Genomic DNA, 20,222 nt, shown 5'->3' with positions numbered 1-20,222 from the left:
CACACCATGTTTATTCTGAAGAACGTCACCGCCGTCCAGCTTGAGCCGACCCGGGTGCTGGAAGGGGTGGATATCGCCATCGAAGGATCGCTTATCAAAGCGGTGGGGCCCAATCTGCGGGCCCTCTACCCGGAGGCCAACTATCGGGAGATGGGCGGCAAGCTGGTGATGCCGGGCATCGTCTGTGCCCACAACCACTTCTACTCCGGCCTGTCGCGGGGGATCATGGCCAATATCGCCCCTTGCCCGGATTTTATCTCCACCCTGAAAAACCTCTGGTGGCGGCTCGATCGGGCGCTCGATGAGGAGTCCCTCTACTACAGCGGCCTCATCTGCTCGCTGGAAGCGATCAAGAGCGGTTGCAGTGCGGTGATCGACCACCACGCCTCGCCCAACTTCATCAAGGGCTCGTTGAATGTATTGCGCAAAGGGTTTGTGGAGGTGGGCCTGCGCGGCATGACCTGCTTCGAAACCACGGATCGCAACGGCGGCCTCGCCGAGCTGCAGGCCGGGGTGGAGGAGAACATCCTGTTCGCCCAACAGATCGATGCGGCCAAGGCCAAGGGGAATGAACCCTATCTGGTAGAGGCCCATATCGGTGCCCACGCCCCCTTCACCGTCCCCGATGAGGGGCTGGCCATGCTGCGCGAAGCGGTGCAGGTCACCGGTCGCGGCCTGCATATCCATGTGGCGGAAGACCGCTACGACATGGCCCACGGCCACCACCACTATGGCAAGGAGCCCATCGCCCGGCTGGACGAGTTTGGCCTTATCGACAGCAAGTCGCTTGTCGCCCACGGTATCTACCTGAGCCCGGCCGACATCGAGCTGCTCAACAGCCGCGATGCCTTCCTGGTGCACAACGCCCGCTCCAACATGAACAACCATGTGGGCTACAACATGCACCTGCCTGAGTATCGCAATCTGGCGCTTGGCACCGACGGCATCGGCTCCGACATGCTCGAAGAGCTCAAGTTCGCCTACTTCAAGCACAAGGATGCCGGTGGCGCGCTCTGGCCCGACAGCTTTGCCCGGTTCCTCTGGAACGGCAATACCCTGCTGGAACGCAACTTCGGCGCCAAATTTGGCCGCCTGGAGCCGGGCTACAAGGCCGACCTCACCATTTGCGATTACGACGCACCGACCCCGCTGGCGCCGCGCAACCTCGGTGGCCATCTCGCCTTCGGCATGGGATCGAACAGCGTCAACAGCGTGATGGTGGAGGGGCGCATGGTCTATCAGGACCGCGAGTTCCCGTTCGATGTCGCGCCCCTTTATGAGCAGGCCAGCAAGGTGGCGAGCCGCCTGTGGCAACGGATGGATCAGCTGGCCTAAGGCCACCTTCCACAGTTTTGGACCGGATTGCCCGCCCTGTGGATCTCCCCGGCGGCGGGCAGCAAGAGTAAGGACGACACATGATTGAGCAATTCTTCCGACCCGAGCAACTGGGTCAGGCTTTGGAACTCAAGGCCAGCTTCGGCAACGACGCCGTCTACATGGGGGGCGGCAGCAAGCTTAACGCCGCCCCGACCCGCACCGACAAGAAGGTCGCTATCTCACTGGACAAGCTGGGACTGAACCAGATTGAGCAGCAGCACGGCCAGCTCCATATCGGCGCCACCGTCACCCTGCAGACCCTGAAAGATGATCCCCGTACCCCGGCCGCCCTGTGCGACGCGCTGGGGTTTGTCTACTCCCGCCATCTGCGCAATCAGGCCACCATTGGCGGCGAACTTGCCTGCCAACAGCAGGATTCCCCCTTGCTGCCGGTGCTGCTGGTACTCGAAGCGGTGGTCGTGCTGGAGAACAACCTGCTGCAACCCATCGACGCCTATCTGGCGGGCCAGCGCAATGCCCTGGTGCTCGGAGTTGTGCTGCCGGAGCCTGAACTGCGCTGCGCCACTCGCCGCATAAGCCGCAACGCCGATGGCTTGGCGGTAATGACCGCCGCCGTGGCCCTCGACAGCATTGGCGAGATGCGGGTGGCCGTCGCTGGCGTCACCCCGCAGCCGATGCGCCTGCGTGATCTGGAGCGCCGCGAACTGCACGATGCCGCGCTGGAGGCCGCCGTAAGCGAGCTGATTGCGCCCCGTGAAGATCTGGCGGGCAGCATAAGTTACAAGCGGTATATCACCGGCGTGGTAGTGGCGGATCTGCTGGTGGATTGCCAGCAGCAGGAGGTGCAAGCATGATGGAACTCAACTTTACCCTGAACGGTGCCCTGCGCACCGTCATCTGCAAGGCCGGTGACAATGCCCAGCGGGTGCTGTTCAACCAGTGCCGGATGCACTCGGTGCGCAACAGCGACGACGGCTTCGGCTTCGCCGGCTCCGACGCCATTCTCTTCAACGGCAAGGTGATCAACGCCTCCCTGCTGATCGCCGCCCAGCTGGATGGATCAGAAGTGCGCACCGCCGAGTCGCTGGGCAGCTGGAACCAGCTCAGTCTGGTGCAGCAGGCGATGGTGGATGTGGGGGTGGTGCAGTCCGGCTACAACGATCCGGCCGCCGCGCTCATCGTCACTGAGCTGCTTGATCGCCATCCCGAGCCTACCCGTGATCAAATCGACGATGCCCTCTCGGGCCTCTTTCACCGCGATGGCGGTTATCAGCAGTTCTATCAGGCCATCGAGCTCGCTTGCTCACGGATGAAGGATCCCGATTACCTGTGCCAGATCGCCCCGGAGTTTCGCGACGATCTGCGCCATATCGGCAAGAGCTGCCCGAAAGTGGACGCCGCCAAGATGGTGCAGGCCAAGCCCTGCTACGTGGAGGATCGGGTTACTGAAGATGCGTTGATCATCAAGATGCTGCGCAGCCCCCATCCCCATGCGGTGATCACCAAACTCGATGTGAGCCGCGCCGAGGCGCTGCCGGGCGTCGTGCATGTCATCACCCACCTCAACTGCCCGGATGTGTTTTACACCCCGGGTGGTCAGAGTGCCCCTGAGCCGTCACCGCTCGATCGCCGTATGTTCAGCCGCAAGGTGCGCCACGTAGGTGACAGGGTCGCCGCCGTGGTGGCCGAGAGCGAAGCGGTCGCGCTGGCGGCCCTCAAACTCATCGAGGTCGAGTATCAGGTGCTGCCAGCGGTCATGAATATCGATGAGGCGATGGCCCCCAATGCACCGCTGGTCCACGACGAGCCCATCGTCTACATGGCCGGGGCGCCGGCGGATCTCGAGCAGCAGAACGCCTGCTCGGTGCGTCGCGGTGACGAGCACATGATCATCAACTTCCCCATCGGTTCCCGTCCGCACGAGAACCTGGCCGCCAGCGTCCATGGCCAGATCGGTGACGTGGCCAAAGGCTTTGCAGAGGCGGACGAGATTGTCGAGCGCACCTACGAATCGACCCAGGCCCAGCAGTGCCCGACCGAGCCACACATCTGCTTCACCTACATGGATGGGGATCGTCTGGTTATTCACGCATCCACTCAGGTGCCGTGGCACGTGCGCCGTCAGGTGGCGCGCATCGTCGGCATGAAGCAGCATCAGGTGCATGTGATCAAGGAGCGGGTAGGGGGCGGCTTTGGCTCCAAGCAGGATATCCTGCTGGAAGAGGTGTGCGCCTGGGCGACCAGGGTTACCGGTCGTCCGGTCACCTTCCGCTACACCCGTGAAGAGGAGTTCATCAGCAACACCTCCCGCCATGTGGCCAAGGTGAAGGTGAAAGTAGGGGCCAAGAAAGATGGCACCATCACCGCCATCGAGATGGATTTTCGCGCCAACACCGGCCCTTACGGCAACCACTCTCTGACGGTGCCGAGCAACGGCCCGGCGCTCTCCCTGCCGCTCTATCCGTGCGACAACGTGCGCTTTACCGTCAACACCTACTACAGCAACATCTGCCCGACCGGCGCGTATCAGGGTTATGGCGCGCCCAAGGGCAACTTCGCGCTGACCATGGCCATTGCCGAACTTGCCGAGAAACTGGGCATCGATCAGCTCGACATGGTGGAGCACAACCGGGTGCATGAAGGGGACATCCTCAAGGTGCTGGGTGCCATCGGCGAGGGCAAGATGCCCACCTCGGTGCCCCATGCGGCCAGCTGCGCCCTCGAACCCATCCTCAAACAGGGTCGCGAACTTATCCAGTGGGATAGCCCCAAACCCGCCGATGGGGATTGGCGCATCGGTCGTGGCGTCGCCATCATCATGCAAAAATCGGGGATCCCGGATATCGATCAGGCCAACTGCATGGTCAAGCTGGAGTCTGACGGCACCTTTATCGTCCACTCCGGTGGCGCCGATATCGGCACCGGCCTCGATACCGTGGTGGCCAAGCTGACCGCTGAAGTGCTGCATTGCCCGCTCGGGGATGTGCATGTCATCTCCGGCGACACCGACCACGCCCTGTTCGACAAGGGGGCTTATGCCTCGTCAGGTACCTGCTTCTCCGGCAACGCGGCCAAGAAGGCGGCCGAGAACCTCAAGGAGAAGATCCTGTTCCATGGTGCCGCCATGCTGGGCGAGCCGGTAACCGATGTTGAGCTGGCGTTCCCGGGCGTGGTGCGCGGCAAGCTGGGGGAGGTGAGCCTTGCCAAGCTGGCCCACAAGGCCGAGACCGGTACCGGCTTCGGCATTCTGGTGGGCACCGCCAGTTACATCACCTCTGAGCTTGCCTTCCCGTACGGGGCCAACTTCGCCGAGGTGGCGGTCAACGTCAGAACCGGCGAGATCCGGCTCGACAAGTTCTACGCCCTGCTCGACTGCGGCACCCCCATCAACCCAGAACTGGCGCTCGGCCAGATCTACGGGGCGACCATGCGGGCCATCGGCCACTCATTGACCGAGGAGATCTGTTACGACGGCAAGGGCATTCCGCTCACCCGGGATCTGAAGAGCTATGGTGCACCCAAGATTGGCGACATTCCGCGCGACTTTCGGGCCTTCCTGGTACCGAGTGATGACAAGGTTGGCCCTTACGGCGCCAAGTCCATCTCGGAGATCGGGGTCAACGGCGCCGCGCCCGCCATCGCTACCGCCATCCACGACGCCTGCGGTGTCTGGCTGCGCAAGTGGCACTTCACGCCGGAGCAGATCCTGCGCGAACTGGGCAAGCTGGAGCAAAAAGTGTCGGTATAACAAAAGAAAAGGTGAGGGGCGGGCGCCAGTTCGCCCCCAGCGCCTGACGGCGGAATGAGTACTCTGCCTACATTCTGTGTGATGGGACAAACACGATGTCTAAAACAACACGCAAGCACTCGGATCTCATTTACGAGCTGGAAGACAAACCCCCGTTTTATCAAACCCTGATGGGCGCAGTGACCCATCTGCTGGCCATTTTTGTCCCCATGGTAACCCCGGCGCTGATCGTCGGCGGCGCCCTGGGTCTATCCACCGAGACCACCGCCTATCTGGTCTCCATGGCGATGATCGCCTCCGGTATCGGCACCTGGTTGCAGGTGAACCGTTATGGCCCCATCGGTTCTGGGCTGCTCTCCATCCAGTCGGTCAACTTCTCCTTCGTGACCGTGATGATCGCACTCGGCGGCGCCATGAAAAAAGATGGCATCCACGAGGAGCTGATCGTCTCGACCCTGCTCGGGGTCTCCTTTGTCGGCGCCTTTCTGGTGATGGGCTCCTCCTTCGTGCTGCTCTACCTCAAGCGGGTGATCACCCCGACCGTGAGCGGTGTAGTGGTACTGATGATTGGCCTGAGCCTTATCAAGGTGGGGATTATCGACTTTGGCGGCGGCTTCTCCGCCATGAGCAGCGGCACCTTTGGCAAATACGAGCACATCGGGCTGGGGCTTTTGGTGCTCTGTGTCATCGTCGCCTTCAACTGCAGCCGAAGCCCGCTGCTGCGGATGAGCGGCATTGCCATCGGTCTGATGGTGGGTTATGCGGTGGCCCTGATGCTCGGCATGGTGGATTTTTCCGCCCTTGAGAACCTGCCGCTTATTACGGTGCCGATCCCGTTCAAGTACGGTTTCTCCTTCGACTTTCACGCCTTTATGTTGGCGGGCACCATCTATCTGTTGAGCGTGCTGGAGGCGGTGGGGGACATCACCGCCACCGCCATGGTCTCCCACCGGGATATTCAGGGCCCCGAGTTTCAAAAACGGCTCTCCGGCGGTGTGCTGGCGGACGGGTTGGTCTCGGTGATCGCCTCGGCCCTCGGCTCTTTGCCGCTCACCACCTTTGCCCAGAACAACGGCGTTATCCAGATGACCGGGGTGGCCTCACGCCATGTGGGCAAGTTTATTGCCGTCATTCTGGTGTTGTTGGGGCTCTTCCCGGTGGTGGGGCGCTTCTTTACCACCATACCGTCACCTGTGATGGGGGGCGCCATGGTCATCATGTTCTCCATGATCGCCATCGCCGGTGGTCGCATCATCATCAGCCACGGCTTCGATCGGCGGGAGACCCTGATTGTTGCCACCTCGCTGGGGCTTGGGCTTGGTGTCTCCTATGACCCGAACGTCTTCAAGGTGCTGCCGGCGGGTATCTACATGCTGGTAGAGAACCCCATCTGTGCCGGTGGCATCACCGCCATCATCATGAATCTGGTATTGCCGCAAAGCCGCAAACGCAAGGCGGCCATCAAGGATGCCGAGGCGGTGGAGGTGATCCAGCTGAGTGACAAACCGGACGTGACCTTCACGGCCCGTCCTGTCAGCACCGCGAACCGCCGCGATGAAGAGGCGCTGGCCGATGCCAAACCGGTCGCCGCCGTCCAGGTCGAACGGGTTTGATGGTCACAACAGAACAATAAAAAGTAGGGGAACGAGGTATGAAATACGACAACTCCGTCAAAGCCGTGCGCGGCAGCTTCTTCGACATCACCCGGGTGGTGGATCAGCCCGAGGAAATTGAGTCCAACGCCCGTCTTATCGAGGATGGTCTGCTGATCATTCGCAACGGATGCATCGACTGGTTCGGTGAGTGGGAGGAGGGGAAGGATCGCATTCCGGCCGAGGTGCGGGTGCGGGATTACCGCGGCAAGATGATAGTGCCGGGCTTTGTCGACACCCACATTCACTATCCCCAGAGCGAGATGGTGGGGGCCTATGGCGAGCAGCTGCTGGAGTGGCTAAACCGCCACACCTTCCCGGCCGAGCGGCGCTACAACGATCTCGAATATGCCCGCGAGATGTCCACCTTCTTTATCAAGCAGCTTCTGCGCAACGGCACTACCACGGCGCTGGTGTTCGGCACCGTTCACCCCGAGTCGGTGGATGCTTTGTTCGAGGCGGCCAGTCGCATCAACATGCGGATGATCGCGGGCAAGGTGATGATGGATCGCAACGCGCCCGACTATCTGCTCGATACCGCCGAGAGCAGCTATGTGCAGAGCAAGCAGCTTATCGAGCGCTGGCATGGTAACGGTCGGCTTCTATATGCCATCACACCAAGATTTGCACCCACGTCGACATCCGAGCAGCTGACGATGGCGCGGCGACTGCGCGAAGAGTTTCCCACCACCTATCTGCACACCCATCTGTGCGAGAACAAGGACGAGATCGCCTGGGTCAAATCCCTCTTCCCGGCGCACAAGGGTTATCTCGACGTCTATCACCAGCATGGGTTGACCGGTCACAACTGCGTGTTTGCCCACTGCGTCCATCTGGAAGAGCAGGAGTGGGATTGCCTGAAAGAGACCAACTCCACTATCGCGTTTTGTCCCACCTCCAACCTTTATCTCGGCAGTGGCCTGTTCAAGCTGCACAAGGCGTGGCGCAAGCAGGTGAAAGTGGGGATGGGCACCGACATCGGCGCCGGTACCACCTTCAACATGCTGCAGACCCTCAACGAGGCCTACAAGGTGATGCAGTTGCAGGGTGAGCGCCTTTCGGCCTATCAGGCTTTCTATCTGGCGACCCTGGGCGGTGCCCATTCGCTCGGGCTTGATGAGAAGATCGGCAGCTTTGCGGTAGGCAAGGAGGCGGATTTCGTGGTACTCGACCCGGTCGCCACCCCGCTGCAGCAGCTGCGTTATGACAACTCCACCACCCTGCGGGACAAGCTCTTTGTGCTGTTGACCCTGGGGGATGACAGATCCATCTACCGCACCTATGTGGATGGCCAACTGGTGCATGAACGGGGGTAGGGGCTGGAGTGGGTTGCCGCGGCGCAGCCCCAACGAATACGGCGGCTGGCGTGCCCCACAGGAGCGCCAGTCTTGCCGCACCACAGGGGATCTCCCCGCATAGAACGTGAAATGGCCCGGTTTTTTTGACCAGCAAGGCAAACGTTTGAGTCAAGGCTGCCTGCCCTGGTCTGTCTGTCGCATCCTCTGCCACCATCGCCTGTTTCTCATCAGACTGGCGCTCGGCAGACCCGCAGATCCTGTCGCCATTTCGTCATGGAACATTCAGGCGCGTGTGAAGGAGTTGGGTATGACCCAAGCAAACAGCAGGACAAACAGCGTGGAACAGCTGGCCAATGATGACGCCAGCCAGAGCGCAGCAAAGCAACAGCCGCTCACGGCTCTTGATCGCTACTTTATGATCAGCGAGCGGGGCAGCAATGTCAGACAGGAGGTGCTGGCGGGCCTCACCACCTTCCTTGCCATGGTCTACTCGGTGATCGTGGTGCCAAGCATGCTCGGCAAGGCGGGCTTTCCTCCCGGCGCCGTGTTTGTCGCCACCTGTCTGGTGGCGGGGTTCGGTTCGCTCTTGATGGGGCTCTGGGCCAAGTTGCCGATGGCCATCGGCTGCGCTATTTCCCTCACAGCGTTTACCGCCTTCAGTCTGGTGCTGGGGCAGCAGATCCCCATTCCTGTGGCGCTGGGGGCCGTCTTCCTGATGGGGGTGTTGTTTACCGCCATCTCGGTGACCGGGGTGCGTAGCTGGATCCTCGACAACCTGCCGATGGGGATTGCCCACGGCACCGGCATCGGGATCGGTCTCTTCCTGCTGCTTATCGCCGCCAACGGGGTGGGGCTGGTGATCAAGAACCCGCTGGAGGGGCTGCCGGTGGCGCTGGGGGCCTTCACCTCGATGCCGGTCATCATGTCCCTGATCGGCCTTGCGGTGATCTTCGGGCTGGAGAAGCTGAGAGTACCGGGCGGGATCCTGCTGGTGATCATCGCCATCTCCATCTTTGGTCTCATTTTCGATCCGGCGGTGAAATATCAGGGGCTGTTCGCCCTGCCGAGCCTTTCGGACGATCAGGGCAAGTCCCTCATCTTCAGTCTGGATATCATGGGGGCCCTCTCGCCGCTGGTGCTGCCCAGCGTGCTGGCGCTGGTGATGACAGCGGTATTCGATGCCACCGGTACCATCCGCGCCGTGGCGGGGCAGGCCAACCTGCTGGATAAGGATGGTCACATCATCAACAGCGGCAAGGCGCTCAGTGCCGACTCGGTCAGCAGCATCTTCTCCAGTCTGGTGGGGGCGGCCCCGGCTGCCGTCTATATCGAATCGGCGGCGGGCACGGCGGCGGGGGGCAAAACCGGCCTGACCGCGACTGTGGTCGGCGGCCTGTTCCTGCTGATGCTGTTCCTCTCGCCGCTCTCCTATCTGGTGCCCGCCTATGCCACTGCACCGGCGCTGATGTATGTGGGGCTCTTGATGCTGAGCAACGTCACCAAGCTCGATTTCGATGACTTTGTCGGGGCCATGTCTGGGTTGGTGTGCGCCGTCTTTATCGTACTCACCTGCAACATCGTGACCGGCATCATGCTTGGCTTCAGCTCGCTGGTGATCGGCCGCATCTGCTCGAAGGAGTGGCACAAGCTCAACGTCGGCACCGTGGTCATCGCCCTGGCACTGGTGCTCTTTTATGCTGGGGGGTGGGCTATTTAGGGATAACCCTCCCGTTTGGGGTCGCTCTGGCGGCCCCATTTTTATATCTGCGGCGCTCTGACCGTCAACGCTGGTTACCATGCCTTAGCCGCTGGTGCCATCGCGATACCATTTTGATAAATCCCCCTACCAGATTGATAGGCTTCCACCTTTGCTCTCCTCGCTCTGCCGTTTTTTTCACCGCTGATGTGCCCCGTTTGCTCAGGGGCTGCCCTTGGCTTGTCGCTGCGAGCCAACAAAAGCGGGCTAGATGGGATCCCCTTCACACTTCTCCCCATTCTCCTGACGATGGCGGGAAACAGGCGCATATCTTGCTGTTTTTAATGCCGGTTCCAGATTTTTCCATTCGAAAAAGGACTTGCATATGTCCATAGGATTACCGCTCAAGCGGGTGGATGCCGAGGCCAAGGTGACCGGCAGTGCCCGTTATACCGATGACAACATCATGCTCGGCATGCGCCACGCCAAGTACGTGCGCAGCAATATCGCCCACGGCAAGGTGCTTGCCATCGACGCCAGCGAGGCGCTGGCGCTGCACGGGGTCGAAGCCGTGTTCACCCATGAAGATGTGCCCACCACCTGTTTTCGCACTGCCGGCCACGCTTGGTCCCTCGATGAGGCCAAGCGGGATGTAAAAGACCGCCGTCTGCTCACAGACCATGTGCGCCACTTCGGCGATGGGGTCGCCATCGTGGTGGCGCGCGATCCGCTGGTCGCCGAGAAGGCTGCCGCCCTGGTCAAGGTCACCTACGAGCCGCTGCCGGTGATGACGGATGCCCACAGTGCGCTGGCCGAGGATGCTTATCCCATCCATCCGAATGGCAACCTGCTGCGGCAAAGCCAGATCCGGGCGGGTGAGCCGGAACAGGCAATCGCAACAGCGGATCTGCAGTTCAAGGCGCACTATCAGACACCGGTGGTACAGCACTGCCATCTGGAGACGGTGACCTGTTACGCCTATATGGATCAGCCGGACCACATCATAGTGGTCAGCAGCACCCAGATCCCCCAGATTGTGCGCAGCCGGGTGGCCAAATCCCTCGGTCTGCCCTGGTCGAGCGTGCGGGTGATCAAGCCCTATATGGGCGGCGGCTTTGGCAACAAGCAGGATGTGCTGGAAGAGCCGATGGCGGCATTTTTGAGCTACAAGCTCGGCGGCGTGCCGGTCAAGGTTACCTTGAGCCGGGAGGAGTGCTTCTTTGCTTCCCGCACCCGCCACGGCTTTGCCATCGACGGCATCATCGGTATCAACCGGGATGGCATCCTCAAGGGCTATCAGCTCGACGTGCTCTCCAACACCGGTGGCTATGCTTCCCACGGCCACTCCATCGCCAGCGCCGGCGCCAACAAGATCAGCTACCTCTATCCGCGCAGCGCCTTTGGCTACGACGCCAAAACCTTCTACAGCAACCTGCCCACCGCCGGTGCCATGCGCGGTTACGGTGCGCCGCAGGTGGTGTTTGCCCTTGAATGCATGCTGGATGATGCCTGCGCCGAGTTGGGTCTGGATCCGCTCGAAGTACGCATCGCCAACGTGGCGCGCGAGGGGGATGTCAATCAGGTCAACCAGAAGACCATCTACAGCGCAGGGCTCCCTGAGTGTCTGCGCCGGGGCGGCGAGCAGTTCCAGTGGGAACGGCTCAAGGCCGAATGTCTGGCGCAGGATCCGGCAAGTCGGGTACGCCGTGGCATCGGGGTTGCGTGTTTTAGCTACGGCTCCAACACCTACCCGGTGGGGGTCGAAATTGCCGGCGCCCGCATGCTGCTCAATCAGGATGGCACCGTCAATCTGCAGATCGGCGCTACCGAGATAGGACAGGGGTCGGATACCGTCTTTGCCCAGATGGCGGCCCAGACGTTAGGCATTCCGTTTGAGCAGATCCGGGTCATTTCGACTCAGGATACCGACATTACCGCCTATGATCCGGGCTCGTTCGCCTCGCGCCAGAGCTATGTGGCAGCCCCCGCCATCCATCAGGCGGCGCTGCAGCTGCGGGCGCGCATTTTGTTGCTGGCAGCCCAACTCTGCCATCAGGATGTGGGATCGCTGACCCTGATCGACGGCTACGTGGTGCTGGCCGGTGCGCCGGACAAGGTGCTGATCAGCGTCGCCGAGGTGTCGGTCAATGCTTATTACCATCTCACCATCGGCGGCCAGATCACCTCGGAAGTCTCCCACAAGACCACCACCAACCCGCCGAGCTTTGGCTGTACCTTTGTCGATCTCAGCGTCGATATCGATCTCTGCAAGGTGACCATCAATCGCATCCTCAACTTGCACGATGCGGGCAAGATCCTCAATCCGCAGCTGGCGGAGGGACAGGTGCATGGCGGCATGGGGATGGGGATCGGCTGGTCCCTGTTCGAGGAGATGATCATCGACGCCAAGACCGGTGTGGTGCGCAACCCCAACCTGCTCGACTACAAGTTCCCCACCATGCTGGATTTGCCGGAGCTTGAATGCGACTTCGTGCAGACCTACGAGCCCCAGTCGGTCTATGGCCACAAATCCCTGGGGGAACCGCCTATCATCTCGCCGGGCCCCGCCATCCGTAACGCCATTCGCATGGCGACCGGCGTCGCCATCAACGAGCTGCCCATCACCCCCAAGACCCTGTTCCGGGAGTTTGTCGCGGCGGGTTTGATTGGCGAGGGAGCAGGGGAGGAGCAACACCATGTTTGATATTGCCCGTTACTACAAGGCGCACAGTGTGGCCGAGGCGGTCGCCCTGCGTCAGGCTGACCCCGAGGCGCGTTTGCTGGCAGGCGGCACCGATGTGATGATCCAGCTGCATCACCTCAACGCCGCCTATCGCCATATCGTCGATATTCACGACTTGCCCGAACTCAAAGGGGTGAGCGAGTTGCCGGACGGATCGATCCGTATCGGCTCCGGCACCACCTTTACCGAGCTGATTGAAAACGAGCTGGTGCAGCGCCGCCTGCCGATGCTGGCTGAAGCGGCCGCCACCATCGCCGGGCCGCAGATCCGCAACGTCGCCACCTATGGCGGCAACATCTGCAACGGCGCCACCAGTGCCGACTCGGCGGCGCCTACCGTGGCGCTGGAAGCGGAGCTGGAAATTGCCGGGCCCAATGGTACGCGCCGCATCCCCATCGCCGGATTTCATACCGGCCCCGGCAAGGTGGCGCTGCAACCGGCGGAGATCCTGGTGGCGTTTCACTTTGCCCCGGACGCGCACACCCAGGTGGGCTCCCACTACTTCAAGTACGCCATGCGCGATGCCATGGATATCGCCACCATCGGCTGCGCCGCCTACTGCCAGATTGAGGATGGTCACTTTAAGCGCCTGCGGCTGGCCTATGGGGTGGCGGCCCCGACACCGGTGCGCACCCCTCACGCGGAAGCGGCGGCCGAGGGGCAACCGCTGACTCGCGCCACACTGGCAGCGATTGCCGAGGCTGTGGTAGCCGATGTGGCGCCGCGATCCTCCTGGCGGGCAGAGAAGGAGTTTCGCCTGCACCTTATCAAAACCCTGGCGCAGCGGGTGGTCGCCTGCGCAGTCGAACGTGCCGGAGGGAAGATCCTATGATGCAACCGCAAAGCTGTCCCGCCGTGGAGATCCAGTGCGAGATCAACGGCAAGCCTTACTCCTATGCAGTGCCGCCCACCATGTCGCTGCTCCACTTCCTGCGCGGGCAGGGGCTGATCAGTGTGAAAGAGGGGTGCAGTGTCGGTGAGTGCGGCGCCTGTACCGTGCGGGTGAATGGCACGGCCATCGACAGCTGCCTCTATCTGGCGGTCTGGGCCGATGGCAAATCCATTCGTACCGTGGAGGGGGAACGCAAAGGTAACGAGCTCTCTGATGTGCAGCAGGCCTTTATCGACGAGGGGGCGGTGCAGTGCGGTTTTTGCACGCCTGGTCTTGTGATGGCGAGCGCCGCCCTGCTCGACAAGACCGAACGCCGTCCGCTGACCGATGCGGAGATCCGCCGCGGGCTGTCGGGCAACCTCTGCCGCTGTACCGGTTATCAGAACGTGGTACGGGCGGTGAAGAAGTGTTGCAAAGGGTGATAGTTCGGGTGCCGTGAGTGGTGCGTGCCGTTATTTGAAAAAAGGAAATCAAGCCGCCCAAAAACACAGGCCCGCCTCGAAAGAGGCGGGCCTGCTGCTGAGTGGGGTCAGGAGAAATCACACTTTTGGCTGGTCGATCACCAATTTGCCATCTTTGACCGGAATGGTGGCGCCCGGGACTTGCTTCATGCGGATCACCCCCTCCTGACCTGCGAGGCGATAGGTCACGTCATAACCTATGGTGTTGACGCTCGTATCCTGCACGGTCTTGCAGCGCTGCTCGGTGGTGGTGTAGGTATCGCCCGCCTGCATATTGCCCTGCACCTGATTACCGGCATAGCCACCCGCGACGGCCCCTGCAGCAGTGGCCACCTTCTTGCCGCTGCCGCCGCCAAACTGGTGGCCAACCACGCCACCCAGCGCCGCGCCAACCACTGTGCCGAGGATCTTGTGCTCATCCTGTACCGGCTTGCGGTGGGTCACGGTGACGTTGCGACACTCCTGTCGGGGAGTCTTGATGGTCTCGGTGATCGGCTTGCTGGCGATCACCTCGGCAAAGGTGGGCTGGGGTGTAAAGAGGGAGCCGCTGGCCGCCGCCGAGAGTGCCAGGGCCGAGGCGATGCCAATACCGATACCTGCCATCATGGATCTGTTCATCTTGTTGTTCTCCTGCATACCCATACGGGCTGTTCCAATCTGGCGCCATCTTGTCATAACCGGTTGGCCGGACAAGGCGAGGGGGATGGGCCTGCGACAGGCGCTGGCAAGGTCAAAAAATAGCCACCATGAAAAATTGTCGGGCTTTGGCGACAACGGACTAAAAGTGACCAGTTTCCGTCGCATGGCGGGCTTTGCCAGTGTGATAAGGAGCAATTCGAGTCGCAATTTGCAAGGCGGGCGGTGAGCAGAATGCCAGAGTGGCAAAGTGCTGACGGGGGCAGGTCAAGGGAGGCCTTGAGCAAGGGCTCTGTTCGTTGAGATGGCCACGCAAGTGGTTGATAAATGGCTCCAGCCCCATCGGATGTTGGCCGATAAGAGATCACGGCAAGCATTTTGCTTTGATTGGGTGAAGCAGAGGGTGAACGGGTCGGCAGACAACGGCGTAAGACCTGATATGAAGATGTTCACCCGAGATCACCGGATCAACGAGGGGGAGATATGTCAATGTTACCCAGCTGGATCACCCCGGCCATCCAGGCCAACATCATCACGGTGCAGCAGGCCGAACGTCTGCTCTCATCCCTCTACCGGCCCCTGGCCGAGCAGGGAGAGGAGCTTCCCGCCGATATCGCCGGCATCAGCCTTAAACTCTACTGCTTCCGCCAGCAGGGGCGGGTGCGCCACTAACGATGATTGAGGTAAAGCCTTCGCCATTGGCGGGGGCTGGCTTGCCCGAACTCGCACCGAATACCTTTTCCGCTCTTCCTCTAAGACGTTTTGCTAATACCTGCCGCCACAGGCTCGCTGTTAGGCTGTCATCCCCATAAGAGACCAGTGACGGGCAGGATGCCCATGTCGCTTCCTGGCCTCTGAATCATCCCGGAACAGCCCGTTTTGTGCCACTTGTGAGGAAGGAACCCGATGACAGTGCAGAACATCTATGAGCGCGACCTTACCAAAACTGCCGCCAATTTTGAGGCCCTGACCCCCATCAGCTTTTTGGGGAGGGCGGAGCGGGTCTATCCCGACTATCCGGCGCTGATTCACGGCTCGCTACGCCAGAGCTGGGGCGAGACCGCCCGCCGTTGCCGCCAGCTGGCCTCGGCCCTGCGGCTTCGCGGTATCGGGGAGGGGGATACCGTCTCCATCGTCGCGCCCAATATCCCGGCGATGTTTGAAGCCCACTTCGGGGTGCCGATGAGCGGCGCCGTACTCAACACCATCAATACCCGGCTCGATGCCGAGTCGATGGCCTTTATCTTCCTGCATGCCCAGAGCAAGGTGGTGCTGGTGGACAGGGAGTTTGGCCCTGTGGTGCGCAAGGCGCTGGATCTGCTGGAGAACCAACCGCTGGTCATCGCCATCGACGATCCCCTCTACCGGGAGGGGGCGCTTGTCAGTGACCTCGAGTATGAACAGTTCCTTGCGCAAGGGTGTGGCGATGAGCCCGGCTGGTTGCCGCAAGATGAGTGGCAGGCCATCTCCCTTAACTACACCTCCGGCACTACCGGCAATCCCAAGGGGGTGGTCTATCACCATCGTGGTGCCCATCTCAACGCCATCAACAATGTGCTCTCCTGGGAGCTGCCCAAACATCCCGTCTATCTCTGGACCTTGCCGATGTTTCACTGCAACGGCTGGTGTTTCCCCTGGACGCTGGCGGCCACCGCCGGGGTGAGTATCTGCCTGCGCCATGTGCAGGCGGCCGCCATTTATGAGGCGCTGCACGAGCACAAGGTGAGCCACTTCTGCGCGGCGCCCATCGTGCTCAATATGCTCAACAATGCCGATTCGGCACTCAAGCAGGGGCTGGATCACCCCATCAAGGTGATGACCGCTGGTGCTGCGCCCCCCGCCACCGTGATCGCCGGCATGGAGGCGATGGGGATAAACGTGACCCACGTTTACGGCCTCACCGAAACCTATGGCCCCTGCGTGTTGTGCGAACCGCAGCAGAGCTGGCAAGGGCAGGATGCCACCACGCTGTCGCGCCTCAAGGCACGGCAGGGTGTCGCGTCACCCCTGCAGGGGGAGATGCGGGTCATCAACCCGGTCAGCGGCGAGCCGGTGGCCAAAGATGGCAAAAGCATGGGGGAGATAGTGCTGCGCGGCAATGTGGTGATGAAGGGCTATCTGAAAAATCCGGCGGCCAGCGCCGAGGCGATGGCGGAGGGGTGGTTTCGCAGTGGCGATCTGGCGGTGTGGCACCCGGATGGTTATGTGGAGATCAAGGACAGATCCAAGGACATCATCATCTCCGGCGGAGAGAATATCTCCAGTCTGGAGGTGGAAGATGTGCTCTATCGCCATCCCGATGTGGACGAAGCGGCGGTGATCGCCATGCCCGATGAGAAGTGGGGGGAGGTGCCCTGCGCCTTCGTGAAATTGAAAGAGAGGCGAGAGACCACCCAGGCGGAGTTGATCGCCTTTTGCCGGGAGCAGATGGCTCACTTCAAGGCCCCCAAACGCATCATCTTCACCCCGTTGCCCAAGACCTCGACCGGCAAGGTGCAAAAATTTGTGCTGCGCAAACAGCTGGGGTAGCGGCCTGTTCGTCAGGAGCCAGCACAGCCATTCATAGGAGGGAGATACAAGGGGTCTGGAGGGCTGCTGGCCCTCCCATTGTGTGGCTAGGGAGCCTTGCAGGCAACGCAGTTGCGGCCGCTCTGTTTGGCCTGATAGAGCATCTGATCGGCGCGGGCGTAGAGGCTCTCCATCAGCTCCCCCTCGCCATTTTCTACCAGTCCGGCGCTGATGGTGATGACTAGCTTATCCCCATCGGGCAGGGGTAGCGGGCTTTGCATCACCTGCAGGCGCAGCCGTTCGGCCAGTGATGTGGCGGCCGAGAGGGTGGTGTTGGGCAGCAAGATGGCAAACTCGTCACCGCCGATGCGGGCCAGCACATCTTCGCTGCGCAGCACCGATTGCATCACCCTGCCCAGATGCACCAGCGCGCTATCCCCAAGGGGATGACCGAAGCGATCGTTGATGCACTTGAACTGATCCACATCCAGCACCATCAGCACCGAGGTGAGGTGGTGGCGCATGTCCAGACTGAGGTTCTTCTCGCACAGTTCGAAAAAGAAACGGCGGTTGTAGAGACCGGTGAGGCCATCGCGCACCGACTGCTGGTGCAGCTGCTCCTTGAGCTGGTGCAGTTCGGTAATGTCGGAGGAGATACCGATCAGGGTGGGGGTGCCATCCCCCAGCAGAAAGGGCACCTTGACCGACCAGTAGTAGTGCTGATTGCCTTCGGGATCGGTCAGCATCTCTTCCCCGGCTTGCAGCTCACCGGTTTCGAATACTCGATTGTCCAGTCGCCACAGCTGGCAGGCGCTGGCAGCCGGGATCACCTCGTCATCGCGCCGGTTGATGATCTGCTCGGCAGGAAGGCCCAGCAGATCGGCGACCTTTTGGTTGACGTAGAGAAAGCGGTGCAGGCTGTCCTTCATATAGATATGGGCATCCACGTTGGCGAGGATGATCTCCAGCAGCTGATGCTGCTCCGCCAGCCGCGCTTCAATCAGCTTGTGTTCGGTGATATCGGTGGAGATGCCGCACAGGCCGATCAGGTTGCCGTCCCGGTCATACATGGGCTTTTTAACGGTCCAGTAGCAGCGCTTTTCCCCGGTGGTTTTGAGGTAGTTGACCTCCTCCTGGGCGAGGGCAAGCTGCTGCTCCAGTACCAGTTGATCGTTGCGCTGAATCGCATCCGAGAATTCGAGATCAAAAAAAGCCCGATCATCCTGTCCCTGCAACTCGGCGAGGGTGCAGCCAAAGAGATCCAGCACCGCCTGATTGGCATAGGTGTAACGGCCCGCTAGATCCTTGGTGAACATGTAGGCGTCCGTCTCGTTGAAGATGGCTTTGAGGTGATCCAGCTCACGCTGTAATCGAATGGAGAAGGGTTCATCCTTCATGGAGTTAACCATCCTTGGTTAAGTGCGTCGTTGTATACAGCGCTAATATATGTACCAACTGTTTAAATTAAGCACTTCACAGGCCATATTTCGCGTTTATTTCCGCAGGATCTGCGCCATGTCACACGATTGTCATCGTTGGTGTGGTCAAAGGAAATCAACTGAGTCCGTGGTTGTTCAGATAACTGTCCCACTCATATCGGCCCAGCTTCGTGGGCCAGCAGCAGAGAAATTGCCCGGCAGTCAAATACGCCCACTCGAGCTGTGGAAAGGGCAACAAACAGGTCTTTAATCAAACTATTTTCACGATGCCCCTGATATCATCCTCAGCAACACAATATGGAGAGATACGAGATGGCAGTGGCACCGTTTAATTGGGATGACGCAGTTCAGTGGGACGGGCCGGGGGCCATTGCGGGTAGCGAAGATAACTTGAATGCCGATCGGCTGGATCGCGCCTGCTATGCCGAGTTTCTGACCAACTACCTCGCCGCCGAAGGCAAGCAACGCAACTATGTGCTCAACCTCAATGCCGAATGGGGGGCGGGAAAAACCTGGTTTATCAAGCGCTGGTATATGGAGCTGAAAACGCACTATCCCACGGTCTATATCGATGCCTGGCAGCAGGACTTTTCCGATGATCCTTTATTGACGGTGATTTCATCGATTATCGACCAGTTAAAAATGATTGCGGGAAAAGAAAACCCGATTCCAGAAGGAATGCGTCAGCGGCTGCTTGGATTATTTAAGGTCGGCGGCAAACTGGCGCTGAAAGCGGCAATCAAAAAAGCCGGGTTGGAGGATGAGGATTTTTCTCTGGAAGGGGAGGAAGCCAATCAGCTGGTAGATGCCTTATGTAGTAATCAGAAAGAGCGTTATGAATCTATCCAGTATCTTAAACAAGAGATACGGCAATGGGTTGAGGGAGCGGTTGGTTTAAGTGAAGGAGAACTGGATTATCCCGCCTTTATTTTGATTGATGAGCTGGATCGTTGCCGCCCCTCTTATGCAGTAGAGATGCTTGAGACCATCAAGCATATTTTCGATATTCCTATGGTGGTATTTGTGCTGGCAACAGATACCGAGCAGTTGCAGCATGCTATCAAGGTAATTTATGGGGAAGGGTTTGATGCTCAGACTTATCTAGGCCGATTTTTCAAAAGACGTTTTTATTTGAATAAATGCCCTAGCCATTTTCTCATAGAAGATTTTGTTGCAGCTCGATTTGAGCTTTTATGTAGTAAAACATTTCATTGTTTTTCAGATTCTAGTGACTTTTCTAAAACACTTGCAAAAATTGTGGATGCATACCATCTCACCGCAAGAGAGACTGAGTCATTCTTGGATACGTTGTTTGCTATATTGCATTCAGTGTCGGAGCGTTCCATAGATATTATCTATTTGTCTGCCTTACTGATTATGCATGCAAAAGTTCCTGCGGCATATATAGTTCTTTGTAGCGGCGGGAAACTTTTAGATGCTGAAATTGATAAGATTAATGTAAATCAAGACAATCTTTTCTCATGTAAAAACAAGGCAAAGTTATCAATGGTGATTAATTATTGGTCTGATGTTAAGTCAGGTCGTAATGAGAAGGTAATTTTGAAAAATGATGATTTTTATGCCTATATAGTACATGTTAATAAAATTCTCGGCGGTTATTATTCAAACATCGATAATAAGCCGGATGATATAAATAGACTGACAATAATTCGTTCAGACGGAAGATATGATGATAATGGTGGATATTATATGGCTTGCTTGCAAAATAAAGGATTGACAAATAATGATTATATAGAATTGGTCGAATTATCTACCTTGTTATTATGATGGATGGGCCAAACGCCCATCTA

The 20,222-nt window shown here is 59.5% G+C and carries 14 protein-coding genes; 12 read left to right on the top strand and 2 right to left on the bottom strand.

Features of this window, described 5'->3' with window-relative positions; translation table 11 throughout:
• The first annotated feature begins 6 nt into the window (after positions 1-6).
• From ssnA to xdhC, 9 genes are all read left to right on the top strand, one after another.
• Positions 7-1,335, top strand: a complete 1,329-nt coding sequence (gene ssnA, locus I6L34_RS00295) for a putative aminohydrolase SsnA (RefSeq protein ID WP_106843654.1) — start codon at positions 7-9, stop codon at positions 1,333-1,335.
• A gap of 80 nt (positions 1,336-1,415) precedes the next feature.
• Positions 1,416-2,192, top strand: coding sequence for a molybdopterin-dependent oxidoreductase FAD-binding subunit (gene ygfM, locus I6L34_RS00290; RefSeq protein WP_106843655.1), 777 nt, complete (start codon positions 1,416-1,418; stop codon positions 2,190-2,192).
• The gene (locus tag I6L34_RS00285) at positions 2,189-5,086 is read left to right on the top strand and encodes a molybdopterin-dependent oxidoreductase Mo/Fe-S-binding subunit (protein WP_205635548.1); all 2,898 of its coding nucleotides are present in this window, start codon (positions 2,189-2,191) and stop codon (positions 5,084-5,086) included. The genes ygfM and I6L34_RS00285 overlap by 4 nt, the downstream gene beginning before the upstream one ends.
• A gap of 95 nt (positions 5,087-5,181) precedes the next feature.
• On the top strand, positions 5,182-6,699 hold the full coding sequence (locus I6L34_RS00280; RefSeq protein WP_058056845.1) for a nucleobase:cation symporter-2 family protein: 1,518 nt from the start codon (positions 5,182-5,184) through the stop codon (positions 6,697-6,699).
• 38 nt (positions 6,700-6,737) lie between these two features.
• A complete protein-coding gene (guaD, locus tag I6L34_RS00275) occupies positions 6,738-8,054 on the top strand; it encodes a guanine deaminase (protein ID WP_058056844.1) in 1,317 nt (438 codons plus the stop codon).
• 397 nt (positions 8,055-8,451) lie between these two features.
• Positions 8,452-9,753 (top strand): NCS2 family permease, encoded by a 1,302-nt coding sequence (locus I6L34_RS00270; protein ID WP_180343373.1) that lies wholly within the window; start codon positions 8,452-8,454, stop codon positions 9,751-9,753.
• 364 nt (positions 9,754-10,117) lie between these two features.
• On the top strand, positions 10,118-12,436 hold the full coding sequence (xdhA, locus tag I6L34_RS00265) for a xanthine dehydrogenase molybdenum-binding subunit XdhA (RefSeq protein WP_216955341.1): 2,319 nt from the start codon (positions 10,118-10,120) through the stop codon (positions 12,434-12,436).
• On the top strand, positions 12,429-13,307 hold the full coding sequence (xdhB, locus tag I6L34_RS00260; protein WP_058058807.1) for a xanthine dehydrogenase FAD-binding subunit XdhB: 879 nt from the start codon (positions 12,429-12,431) through the stop codon (positions 13,305-13,307). Before xdhA ends, xdhB begins: the two co-directional genes overlap by 8 nt.
• Positions 13,304-13,789, top strand: a complete 486-nt coding sequence (gene xdhC / locus I6L34_RS00255) for a xanthine dehydrogenase iron sulfur-binding subunit XdhC (RefSeq protein ID WP_021230037.1) — start codon at positions 13,304-13,306, stop codon at positions 13,787-13,789. The genes xdhB and xdhC overlap by 4 nt, the downstream gene beginning before the upstream one ends.
• 117 nt (positions 13,790-13,906) lie before the next feature.
• Here xdhC and I6L34_RS00250 read toward each other — a convergent pair whose 3' ends face one another.
• The gene (locus tag I6L34_RS00250; protein WP_058058824.1) at positions 13,907-14,446 is read right to left on the bottom strand and encodes a glycine zipper 2TM domain-containing protein; all 540 of its coding nucleotides are present in this window, start codon (positions 14,444-14,446) and stop codon (positions 13,907-13,909) included.
• Between the two features lie 501 nt (positions 14,447-14,947).
• Here I6L34_RS00250 and I6L34_RS00245 point away from each other — a divergent pair.
• Together I6L34_RS00245 and I6L34_RS00240 are read left to right on the top strand one after the other, a co-directional pair.
• Positions 14,948-15,136, top strand: a complete 189-nt coding sequence (locus I6L34_RS00245) for a hypothetical protein (RefSeq protein ID WP_058058806.1) — start codon at positions 14,948-14,950, stop codon at positions 15,134-15,136.
• Positions 15,137-15,370: 234 nt separating this feature from the next.
• On the top strand, positions 15,371-16,993 hold the full coding sequence (locus I6L34_RS00240) for an acyl-CoA synthetase (RefSeq protein WP_216955340.1): 1,623 nt from the start codon (positions 15,371-15,373) through the stop codon (positions 16,991-16,993).
• 86 nt (positions 16,994-17,079) lie between these two features.
• Here the strand turns inward: I6L34_RS00240 and I6L34_RS00235 are convergent, their stop codons facing one another.
• Positions 17,080-18,369, bottom strand: coding sequence for a sensor domain-containing diguanylate cyclase (locus I6L34_RS00235; protein ID WP_058058804.1), 1,290 nt, complete (start codon positions 18,367-18,369; stop codon positions 17,080-17,082).
• A gap of 354 nt (positions 18,370-18,723) precedes the next feature.
• Here I6L34_RS00235 and I6L34_RS00230 point away from each other — a divergent pair, with 354 nt between their 5' ends.
• Complete coding sequence (locus tag I6L34_RS00230) at positions 18,724-20,199, top strand: P-loop NTPase fold protein (RefSeq protein WP_081042824.1); 1,476 nt, start codon at positions 18,724-18,726, stop codon at positions 20,197-20,199.
• Positions 20,200-20,222 lie beyond the last annotated feature (23 nt).

Source organism: Aeromonas sp. FDAARGOS 1404 (genome assembly GCF_019047085.1).
In the GTDB taxonomy this organism is placed as follows: domain Bacteria; phylum Pseudomonadota; class Gammaproteobacteria; order Enterobacterales; family Aeromonadaceae; genus Aeromonas; species Aeromonas veronii.
Note: the sequence above shows the minus strand (reverse complement) of the source record. Positions and strands in the feature narration are given on the sequence as shown.